Below are 11,593 nucleotides of genomic sequence, written 5' to 3'. Positions count from 1 at the left end.
TATATATGAAAAAAAATATTCTGACATCAGTACTCAGTCTGTTACTGATAACAAGTTGTAACGATAGCTTTTTAGATAAAAGTCCTTTGGACAAATTAAGCGAAGACAAGTATTTCCAGACGGAAAACGATTTAAATACCTATAGCTTATCTTTCTATCCTTTACTGGAAGGATACGGGAAAAACTTTGAAAAGGCAGAAATGCTTTCCCGCGATGAGATGTCCGACAATATGGCTCCCAGCACAGCGAATAATGTTGCCGCCGGACTACACTTAGTCCCCAACTCCAATTCAGACGGCGATATAGGAAAGATCTGGCAGTGGGAAACACTCAGAAATGTAAACTATTTCCTGGCAAGATGCTCCAGAGCCGATGTCAGTCCGGAAGTCCTGGCCCAGTATCAGGCTGAAGCCCGTTTTTTCAGAGCTTATATTTACCTTCCTAAAATTAAGGCTTATGGTAATGTTCCCTGGATCAATAAGGATTTAACGGTCAATGACGAAGAGTTATTATACAGTAGCCAGATGCCGCGGTTCGATGTAGTCGATTCGGTACTTGCCGATATCAATTTTGCCATACAATACTTGCCGGAGAAAGGGAAAGAAGCCACTGCCAAAATAAACAAAGATGTTGCATTGGCATTCAAAGCCCGTTTTTGTCTGTATGAAGGTTCTTTCAGAAAATATCACGGCTTGGGACAGGAAGAAGAGATGTTACGTGAAGCACTTGCCGCAGCCAAAGAGCTGGTGGAATCCAAACGTTATGCGCTATACACTACCGGTAACCCGCAAAAGGATTATCAGGATCTTTTTATCCAGGATGATCTGGACGGTAATCCCGAAATGATCTTTTACCGCCATTATGTATTGGATAAACTGACTCACAACATGGTGTGTGCCACAGCCGGAAGCATGACAAAAAGCCTTATTGAAAGTTTCTTATGTGCAGACGGAACACCTGTTGCATTGAATAAAGACTATTCGGATGAAACAATGCAGGATGAACTGAAAGACCGCGACCCGCGTTTACAACAGATATGTATCTATCCGGGAACCACACAACATCAGGCGAATATCGGCAAACCGGGTATCCCGGGAACAGCCAGCAACAATACCTCTACGGGGTATCAGTTGCTGAAATACTACCGCGAAGACCAGGTGTTGATGAATGCACGCAACTATACGGATGCTCCAGTATTCCGCTATGCAGAAACATTATTGATCTATGCGGAAGCTGCTGCTGAATTAGGTTTGTGCGATCAGACTGTACTGGATAAAACAATCAATGTATTAAGAGATCGTGCCGGAATGCCTCATCTCTCCGTAAACGTAGGATTCGAGGACCCGGTTATCAAAGAGTTGTATCCTAATGTGTCGAACCTGATCCGTGAAATCCGTCGTGAACGCCGTGTCGAACTGGCATGTGAAGGATACCGCTATGACGACCTGATGCGTTGGAAATGCGGAAAGCTGTTGGAAAGACCTTTTCTGGGAATGCATTTCGTACAAAGCCAGTATCCGGAAGTAAAAGCACGGAAACACGGTGACACGTCGACAACCGATTTCAGTATTACCCTGGACAAAAATGGCTATATAGATGTTTATCAGTCTAAATACCCGCAAGGTTTCACTTTCAATGAAGAGAAACATTACTATATGCCGCTGCCGTTGGATCAAGTGACTATGAATACCAACCTGAAACAAAGTCCGGGATGGTAATTGTAAAATCATAACAGAATATGTTCGGGAGTATTTGGTTTCCTTATAAAAGAAAGATAAATACTCCCGATCTTTTTTAATAAAAGGCAAAGATTACAAAGGTCATATGAAAATAAAACATTTACTGGCACTTCTATTATGTTGTGCCGGATTACTGGCATTTGCCCAGACTGACGATGTTGCCGCTGCACAACATACGATCCTGGGACAAAATTCAGCCCAGGCCGGTGTATCTGTATCGACCAGAAATACGCACCCGGATGCACAATGGTTTCCGGAAGACGGATTCGGATTATTTATACATTTCGGTCTTGCTGCGGTTCACGGAGGAATAGACCTCTCCTGGGGTATGTATGCCAATAAATCCTGGGAAGACGGAGAAATAACACCTGCTGCTTACTGGGAACTTGCCGATCAATGGAATCCGACAAAATTCAATGCAGAAGAAATTGTTAGCAACGCAAAAAAGGCAGGTTTCAAATACATTGTATTCACCACCAAACATCACGACGGTTATACGCTGTGGCCCAGTAAATATGGGGAACTGGGGGTAAAACAAAAGATGAAAGGAAGAGACCTAGTGAAAGAGTTTACAGATGCCTGCCATAAATATGGATTAAAAGTAGGGTTATACTATTCGCCGCCCGATTGGTATTTTGACGCACCTTATATAAATTGGGATTACTCAGGAAAAACAGTAATGGACATCAATCATCAGGTAATCTCGCGGTTGCCAGCCAAACCTGCCGACCACGACCAGAAAAGAAGAACGATGGTTGCCAACCAAATGAGGGAATTACTTACTCAATACGGAAGGATCGACCTGTTCTGGTTTGACGGAGGAAGCGGAGAAATTTCAAACGATGAGGTCCGGAAATTACAACCGGGTATCGTCATCAACCGCCGAAACGGAGAACCCGGCGACTATGGAGACTCGGAAGGTTCTCTCCCCACCAAAAGATTTACAGGTTGGTTCGAAACGAACGATCCGTGCTGGCCCAGCCGCTGGTGGAGCTATTCTTCGAGCGACCGTATGGACAGCGGGGCCGATGTAATAGAAAAACTGATCATACTGCGTGCCTGGGGTGGTAATTTCCTGGCAAATATCGGACCTTGTGCAGACGGTTCCATACCTGACGAGGCATCACTCGCCTGGAAAGAGATCGGGAATTGGATGGCTCATTCCGGTGAGTCCGTTTATAATGTGACCGGTGGTTCCTTTCCGGAAAAAGCCAATCAGCCGACTACCTTGAAAAAAGGCATTGTCTATGTACATGCTTTCCCGAACTTCCACAAGAGAATTATCCTGAAAGATGTAAAGTCGTCTCCTGAACGAGCCATATTATTGCGTACAGGAGCTTCGGTCCCCTTTTCCTTCATCAACGGAGAAGTACACATACAAATTCCTCCAGCCATGCGTTCTCGTATGGTTGATACAGTAAAACTTATCTGGTAACCATTAATTATTCAATATGAAGAAAATACTTCTTTTTGTTGCAACTGTCCTTTACCCGTTAGCAAGTATGGGACAAAATTTTACCGAATGGAAAGACCCTTCTGTAAACAGCATAAACCGCGCACCGATGCATGCTTCTTATTTCGCTTACGAGAACAAAGAAAAAGCAATCGCCGGGATTAAAGATAAATCAGACAAATTCTTGTCTCTGAACGGTATGTGGCGTTTTCAATGGGTTCCGAACCTGACGGAGCGTCCTACGGACTTTTTCAGAACCAGCTACGATGACAAAGCATGGGATCAGATAGAAGTTCCGGGAATCTGGGAAATGCATGGATATGGCGATCCTCTATATGTGAATCAGCATTACGAATGGGATTATCTTATGAAACCCGAACCTCCCGTTACACCGGAAAAGAACAATCATGTCGGCTCCTACCGCCGTACAATCAATCTTCCCGAAAACTGGTCGGGACAGGAAGTGTTCCTGCACCTGGGAGCCGTATCCCCGAATATCTATGTCTGGATAAACGGTAAGTTTGTTGGATATAGTGAAGACAGTAAACTGGAAGCCGAATTTAACATTACTCCCTACATCAAAAAAGGAGAAAACCTGATCGCTTTCCAGATATTCCGTTGGTGTGACGGGAAATATGTCGAATGCCAGGATTTCTGGCGCTTTACGGGTATCTCCCGCGATGTTTACCTATATGCCAGGAATAAAGAATACATAAGGGATTTCCATGTTACGGCTACTTTGGGGGAAGATAACAAAAAAGGCTCCTTATCTGTAAAGACATCGTTATCCAGTCCTGTTTCCGGTTCCAAAATTCTTTTCGAATTAAAAAACAGGAATAATGATGTTCTATGGAAAGAAGAGAAAGATGCTCAAAAAAATCTTCTGGTAGAAACAACGCTGACGGAAGTCAATCCCTGGAGTGCCGAACAACCGGACTTATATACATTATATATATCTTTATATAATTCTAAAGGGACTCTTTTGGAATGTATACCGCAACGCATCGGATTCAAACGGGTGGAAATAAAAGAAGGCCAACTGCTGGTCAACGGAAAAGCCATCCTGATCAAAGGAGTAAACCGTCACGAAATGGATCCTGACGGCGGTTATCACGTATCCCGTAAACGGATGGAAGAGGATGTCAGGTTAATGAAAGAATATAATATCAATGCCGTTAGAACATCCCATTATCCCAATGATCCTTATCTATATGAACTTTGTGACCAGTATGGTATCTATGTATTGGATGAAGCGAATATCGAAGCACACGGTTATGAGAAAATAGCAGATATGAAAGAATGGATGAATACTCATATCGAACGTACGACCCGCATGGTAGAACGGGATAAAAATGTTCCTTCCATTATTATCTGGTCTATGGGAAATGAATCGGGAGATGGCATGAATTTCATTGAAAGTTACAAGGAGATGAAAAAAATCGACAGTTCACGTCCTATCCAATACCAACGGGCCGGACAGAAAGACCATACAGATATTTATTGTCCCTTCTACATAGACTACTGGACTTTGGAGAATTACGGCAAATCAGTTGAAAAAAAGCCTTTAATACAATGTGAATATGCACATGCAATGGGCAATTCCATGGGAGGATTCAAAGAGTATTGGGATCTGTACCGCAAATACGATAATTTACAGGGAGGATATATCTGGGACTTCGCCGATCAGGGTATCCGTTCATACCGGAATGGAAAAATGACCTATGCATACGGAGGTGATTTCGGGAAGGAGCTGCCATCAGATAATAACTTCAACTGTAACGGTTTGTTCAGTCCCGACCGTAATCCTAACCCTCATGCTGACGAGGTGCGTATGGTCCACCAATCCATCTGGTCTACGCCGGAAAATATACGGGAAGGAAAAATCAGCGTATTCAATGAAAACTTCTTCACCGATCTAAACAACGTATACCTGGAATGGCAAATACAGAAGGAAGGTGTGATCATCAAGCAGGGAGTAGTCACTAATCTGAATATTCAGCCACAGGAAAAGCAAATACTGGACTTGAACTATCGGATAGAAGATCATGGTAAGGAACAGTTTCTGAATCTTTACTACAAATTAAAAGAATCGAAATCATTGTTACAGGCAGGACATACCCTTGCTAAACAGCAGCTGGAAATAACCCCTTACGACTGGAATACAAATAATTCGATCCCAAACAGTTGCCAGCCGGAGTTATACGATACCAGATACGCATTAGAGGTTATATCTCCGACTACGGTCATCCGTTTCAATAAAAAGAACGGATTAGTAAGTGGTTATTCCTATAAAGGAAAGGAGTTTTTGAAAGATGGAACCTTCGTCAAACCGAACTTTTGGAGAGCCCCAACCGATAATGACTTCGGAGCCGGACTTCCTGCCAAGCTCAATATGTGGCGCGAACCTCAAATGGAGTTAACCTCTTTCCATCCGGAAGAAAAAAATGGCATTATTGAAGTCCAGACTGAGTATCACCTGCCGGAATGTGGTGCCGATCTGGCAATTAGTTATCGGATCAATTCTGCCGGAGAAATCGCCATTTCGCAATCTCTATCCATAAAAGAAAAAAAGGATGATTCATTCTTGCCACGGTTCGGCATGCAGATGATTCTATGTCCCGGATTTGAAAACATCGAGTTTTATGGCAGGGGTCCCATCGAAAATTATGCCGACAGAAAACTTAGTTCGTTTGTCAATGTATATGATCAAAAAGTCTGCGACCAGTATTATCCTTATATCCGTCCTCAGGAAACCGGAAATAAAAGTGACATCAGATGGTTCAAGCTAAAGCATCAAAACAACCAGGGTATCTGCCTGTATTCCGGCCAGCCGTTCAATGCCAGTGCTCTACATTCCACCACAAAGGATTTGGATGACAGTCCGGCAAAGAAACAACGTCATGGTCTGGAAATATCTCCCCGTCCGACAACGACCGTATCCATAGACCTGAAACAGATGGGATTAGGCTGTATAGATACCTGGGGATCTCTCCCGATGGATAAGTATCTGCTGAAAGAGAATCAATATGAACTGAACTTTATTATAAAACCTTTTAATCAGTAATTAAAAGGTACCTTCTCTTTTTTTAATTAGACGTACCTCCAAATTGATTTAGAGGTGCGTCTAATTTTGTTTACACCTAGGTCTAAATAAAAAAAGACCTACCTCTTTCTCCAAATACTAACTGAGATTTATATAAATCGTGTATATTTGCGACAACGCATCTTTCAGAAACAGGGAGAAAGAAGATCTATATGGAAAAAGAGAAAGAACTACATTTGATTCATTCCCTGAAATCAGGAGATAATCAAGCATATAAATACATATATGACCACCATTATGTATTGTTATGCAAGATTGCCTATGAGTTCCTGAAAGATGATTTTCTGGCTGAAAGTATTGTCGATGATATTATTTTTCATCTTTGGGAGAAAAGAGATACCATCGAGATTACCACTTCCCTGCGCAGCTATCTGGTCCAGGCTGTCCGCAATCGCTGTATAAACTATCTGAATCTGGAAAGAGAAAAAAGAGAAGTCCGTTTCTCTGTTATCGATCAACAGGGTGAGTGGATAAACTCCGTCTTTCCATCCGACGATTACCCGCTGGCACGATTGCTGGAAAACGAACTCGAACAAGAGATCAGGAATGCTATCGACAGACTTCCTGAAGAATGTAAAGTCGTATTCAAGAAAAGCAGGTTCGAAGAAAAACGGTATGAACAAATAGCCGAAGAACTGGGCATCTCTGTTAATACGGTAAAATACCATATCAAAAACGCAATATCCCGCTTAAATGCAGATTTAAGTAAGTATTTGCTTCTCCTCATATGCTGTTTTTGGAATTAAATTAAAAAATTTGTCCGAACACACTACCCTCTCTCCTTTTCTAACTGTCATATATACAAGAAGACGATAAATGAGACCTACAAACATACATACCAGGATAGAAGAACTGATCACAAATTACCTTTCAGGAAGTTTGGGAACAGAAGAATTAGCCGAGCTTGAGAATTGGCTCAAAGCCTCTCCGGAAAATCAAAAATATTTCCGACAGATGCGGGAAGTCTGGTTCTCGACGATCGGAGCCAACGAAGAGATACGATACGATAAAGAAAAGGCTTTTCGACGATTCCTTGCTAAAACCCAGGTGGCATCGGAGAAAAAAGTTGCCAAAAGGTATTCTCTTCATAGATATATGTATGGAGCAGCGGCAATTGCTCTTTTATGTATCATTTCCTTTGCCTCTTATTGGAGTGGCTCCGAACAAGTAAAGAAACAATTTGCCGAAATGGTAGTAGAAGCTCCTTTAGGCTCAAAAACTAAATTATACCTCCCGGACGGAACATTGGTGTGGCTGAATGCAGGTTCAAAAATCTCTTATTCACAAGGTTTCGGAGTTGCAGAAAGAAAGCTGCAACTAACAGGTGAAGGTTATTTTGAAGTCACTAAAAATGAACAATTACCTTTTGAAATCAGAACAAAAGAATTAGAACTGCGGGTGATGGGTACTAAATTCAATTTCAGAAACTACCCTGAAGATGAAGAAGTTTCAGTCAGTTTGCTGGAAGGAAAAGTCCGCCTGATAAATTACCTGAAAAACAATGACCTGTGTTATCTGGAACCCGATCAGAAGGCGATACTGAATAAAAAAGACGGCCAATTAAAGATCTCTCCGGCAGAAGCCCGGTATACCGCAGAATGGACAAACGGTTATCTTTTCTTCGATGAAGAATTATTGCCGGATATCATCAAGGAACTGGAAAGAAGCTATAACGTAAAGATCTATATAAAAGACGAGTCTTTAAAAACATTCCGTTTTTACGGAAACTTTATACGAAAAGAACAGACAATTCAGGAAATATTGGATATGTTGGCTTCGACCGGCAAACTCGAATATAAAATAAACGGAAAAGAAGTACAGCTGTACGCAAAATAAAAGCTTTTATCAATAACTGTATTATTAACTTTAAAATTGAATTTACATGAAAAGAAAAGACCCTGATTAATGGAGGAACAGAGTCTGAAATAAAAAAGAACCGGAAGATCTGCACAATCTTCCGATTCAAATTTCCGGACTTCATCTCTGCGAACTTCCGAAAGTATTGACAAATATAGTAAAACTTTACTTCCGGTATTAAGATTTCTTGTTTAAAACAATTAATTCTAATTACTTATGAAAATCAAAAAGAAGGCCATATATATGGTCCTGGCAGTGTTTTGCCTTAATTTAACAGCGTTTGCACAAAACATCAACCTCAAATTAAATAACGTGACAGTGAAAAAAGCCATGGAGACATTGAAGGAAGAAAATGGGTATTCCTTTGTTTTTGCTTCCGGCGATGTAGATACGAAAAAGGTCATTCAGGTAGATGTACATGATGGGACAATAGATCAGGTAGTAAAACAAATACTACATGACCAAAAAGTTTCATACGAGATCAAGAATAAGAACATCATCGTTCAGAAAGACGTACTTTCAAATCAACCGAAAGCCGATAAAAAGAAAATCACAGGAACCGTCACCGATCCCGACGGTTTACCTATCATCGGTGCCAACATCGTAGAAAAAGGGACGACCAATGGCATCATTACCGATATGGATGGTCGTTTTCAACTGGAAACAGCCGGTAACGCAATTCTACAGGTCTCTTATATAGGATATGTAGCTCAAAACATACCTGTAGGAAAACAGTCCGATCTGACAGTTATACTCAAAGAAGATTATCAAAATATAGAAGAGGTAGTCGTCGTCGGTTACGGTTCTGTTAAAAAATCAGACTTAACCGGTTCTATCTCGTCTATTTCTGCAAAAGACTTCAATAAAGGAATCTCACGCAGTCCGGATCAGTTGCTGGCTGGAAAAGTTCCTGGATTAATGGTAAACCGCAGCAGCGGCGACCCGAACAGTAGTGTGACAATGCAATTACGCGGTCCCTCGTCCTTAACAGCATCCACAGCTCCTTTTTATGTAATCGATGGAATACCCGGAGCGTCTATTAACTTAATATCTCCGGATGATATCGAGTCGATGAACGTTTTGAAAGATGCTTCCGCTACTGCCATTTACGGCTCCCGCGCGGCGAATGGAGTAATCATGGTTACCACGAGGAAAGGACGTACAGGAAAACCTCTGGTAACCTACAGCGGATATGCAGCATTGGAAAGTGTATCCGGCCGGGTGAACGTACTGAATGCCGATGAGCACCGTACATTCTTAGCAGAACATGGCATGTCGCTTGCCGCCAGCGATGAAGGGAATGGCGCCGGTACCGATTGGCAAAAAGAATTATTACGGAATGTCGGTTTCTCACACAATCATAATCTGAGCCTGGTCGGAGGTAGCGAGAATACCAAATACAATGCATCCGTCAACTATCTGTCTAACCAGGGTATTGTGAAACATAGTGATTACGACCGTCTGGTTGCCCGTATCGGTGTAGATCAGGAAGCATTGAACAACCGCCTTCATATAGGCCTGTCCGTATCCGGCAGTTTCGTCGGATCAGACCATGTGGACTATAGTATATTCAATTACGCAGCCCGCTGGTTACCCGAATCACCGGTCATGTCCGACGATCCTGCCAACCAACAATACGGAGGATACTTTCAGGTACCGGGACGTATGACCTATTATAACCCCGTCGCCATCCTGGAACAACGGAGCGACCATCGTTCTCGTAACATCCTGCAAGGAATAGGTAAGATCGGATTAGATATCATCGATGGTTTAAGGTTCGACATGTTGGCATCCATACAGAATGAAACATACGATCAGGCCTATTATCAAAAAACAACGGATATCTCCGTACTGGGTAAAGGAAATGCCATCCGTGAATTCCTGAAAAACACAGATAAGCTGATAGAGACAACCCTCAATTATTCCAAAACATTTGCCCAAAAACATGACATGAAATTAATGGCAGGTTATTCATACCAGAAAATCATCAACAACGATGGTATACGGGGAACCAATAACTACTTTACTTCGGATGCTACCGGAGCTGATAACCTATCGGTAGGTAACGGAGATAAAGCCATTCATTTCCAGAACTACCCGAATAAAACTCAATCGGTACTGGTGTCATTCTTCGGTAGAGTAAATTATGGATTTGATAACCGGTATTTATTAACGGCAACTTTACGTCGCGACGGTTCTTCCAAGTTCGGAGCCAATAACAAGTGGGCAATGTTCCCCTCTGTTTCCGTAGCATGGAAGATCACGGGAGAAAAGTTTATGGAAAACCAATCCTTCTTCCAGGATTTAAAACTGAGAGTCGGCTATGGTAAATCAGGTAATCAGAATATTGATCCTTACACATCACTTACACTTTACGGCCCGCAATCCAGCCAGTTCATCTACAATGACGAATGGATCAATAGTTATGGGGTAACCCAGAATCCGAATCCGGACCTGAAATGGGAAAGTACCTCCATGACAAACGTGGGGATCGATTATTCTATTTTCGGCGGCAGAGTTTCCGGTAGTCTGGAAGTATATAATAAAGAGACCAAGGACATGTTGTATAAATATAACGTTCCGTCTCCTCCTTACCAATACAACCAGTTGCTTGCCAACGGCGCAAGCATGACCAATAAAGGTATTGAATTCATGGCAAATGTAGTTGCCGTAGATACCCGGGATTTCAGTTGGATCAGTAACTTCAATATTTCTTCAAACAAAAATAAGATCGGATCGCTGGATAGCAATATCGAAAACTTATCCATCGCCGAACGATATGAAGGAACCATGACACTGGAAGGATGGACAGCCCAAACAGTCTCCCTGGTCAAACCGGGATTGCCTATCGGTACATTCTATACATTTAAATATGTCGGTTATGACGAAGAACAGCAGAAAACTTTGTACGAAAATGCCGCAGGCGAAATCGTGACAGTCGATAAACTGAAATCGCCGGATGATTATAAAGAAGTAGGAAAAGCTCTGCCTAAAGTTATTTTCGGTTGGAACAATACTTTTCGTTATAAACGTTGGGATCTGAATTTCTTCTTGCGGGGAATGGCCGGCAATAAAATCTTTAACGCCAGTCGTGCCGACCTTTCCAGACTGAACCAGGCAGCGACTTGTAACATCTCGCACGAAGCCGTAAAAGACGGTATCATGGAAGCTCCGCAACCCTCCAGCCGCTGGTTGGAAAACGGTTCTTTCCTGAAACTGGACAACCTGACACTAGGCTATCAGTTCAATATGGAGAACATAAAAGAGATCGGTCAGCTACGTCTTTACGTAACGGGGCAGAACCTGTTTACCATTACCAAGTACACAGGTGTAGATCCGGAAGTGAGTCTGAGCGGTTTGGCTCCGGGTATCGATAATCGTAACTACTATCCGAAGACACGTTCTTTCCTGTTAGGTGTAAATATTAGTTTTTAAAATTGT

6 protein-coding genes are annotated in these 11,593 nt (G+C 42.2%); all 6 read left to right on the top strand.

Annotated features, from left to right (window positions below; translation table 11 throughout):
- Positions 1-5 precede the first annotated feature (5 nt).
- The 6 genes from DWX23_RS18990 to DWX23_RS18965 all read left to right on the top strand — a co-directional run bounded on the left by DWX23_RS18990 (position 6) and on the right by DWX23_RS18965 (position 11,587).
- The gene (locus tag DWX23_RS18990; protein ID WP_158607098.1) at positions 6-1,718 is read left to right on the top strand and encodes a RagB/SusD family nutrient uptake outer membrane protein; all 1,713 of its coding nucleotides are present in this window, start codon (positions 6-8) and stop codon (positions 1,716-1,718) included.
- Positions 1,719-1,824: 106 nt separating this feature from the next.
- Entirely contained in the window at positions 1,825-3,174 is a 1,350-nt protein-coding gene (locus DWX23_RS18985) for an alpha-L-fucosidase (RefSeq protein ID WP_122375606.1), read from the top strand.
- 16 nt (positions 3,175-3,190) lie between these two features.
- Complete coding sequence (locus DWX23_RS18980) at positions 3,191-6,256, top strand: glycoside hydrolase family 2 TIM barrel-domain containing protein (protein WP_122375605.1); 3,066 nt, start codon at positions 3,191-3,193, stop codon at positions 6,254-6,256.
- 191 nt (positions 6,257-6,447) lie between these two features.
- A complete protein-coding gene (locus DWX23_RS18975) occupies positions 6,448-7,041 on the top strand; it encodes an RNA polymerase sigma-70 factor (RefSeq protein WP_122356087.1) in 594 nt (197 codons plus the stop codon).
- A gap of 70 nt (positions 7,042-7,111) precedes the next feature.
- Positions 7,112-8,131, top strand: a complete 1,020-nt coding sequence (locus DWX23_RS18970) for a FecR domain-containing protein (protein WP_122375604.1) — start codon at positions 7,112-7,114, stop codon at positions 8,129-8,131.
- Positions 8,132-8,482: 351 nt separating this feature from the next.
- Positions 8,483-11,587 (top strand): TonB-dependent receptor, encoded by a 3,105-nt coding sequence (locus tag DWX23_RS18965; RefSeq protein WP_158607097.1) that lies wholly within the window; start codon positions 8,483-8,485, stop codon positions 11,585-11,587.
- Positions 11,588-11,593: the final 6 nt, after the last annotated feature.

Source organism: Parabacteroides sp. AF18-52 (assembly GCF_003479145.1).
In the GTDB taxonomy this organism is placed as follows: Bacteria; Bacteroidota; Bacteroidia; order Bacteroidales; family Tannerellaceae; genus Parabacteroides; species Parabacteroides faecis.
The sequence above is the reverse complement of the archived record's forward strand: the minus strand, read 5'-3'. Positions and strand labels throughout refer to the sequence as shown.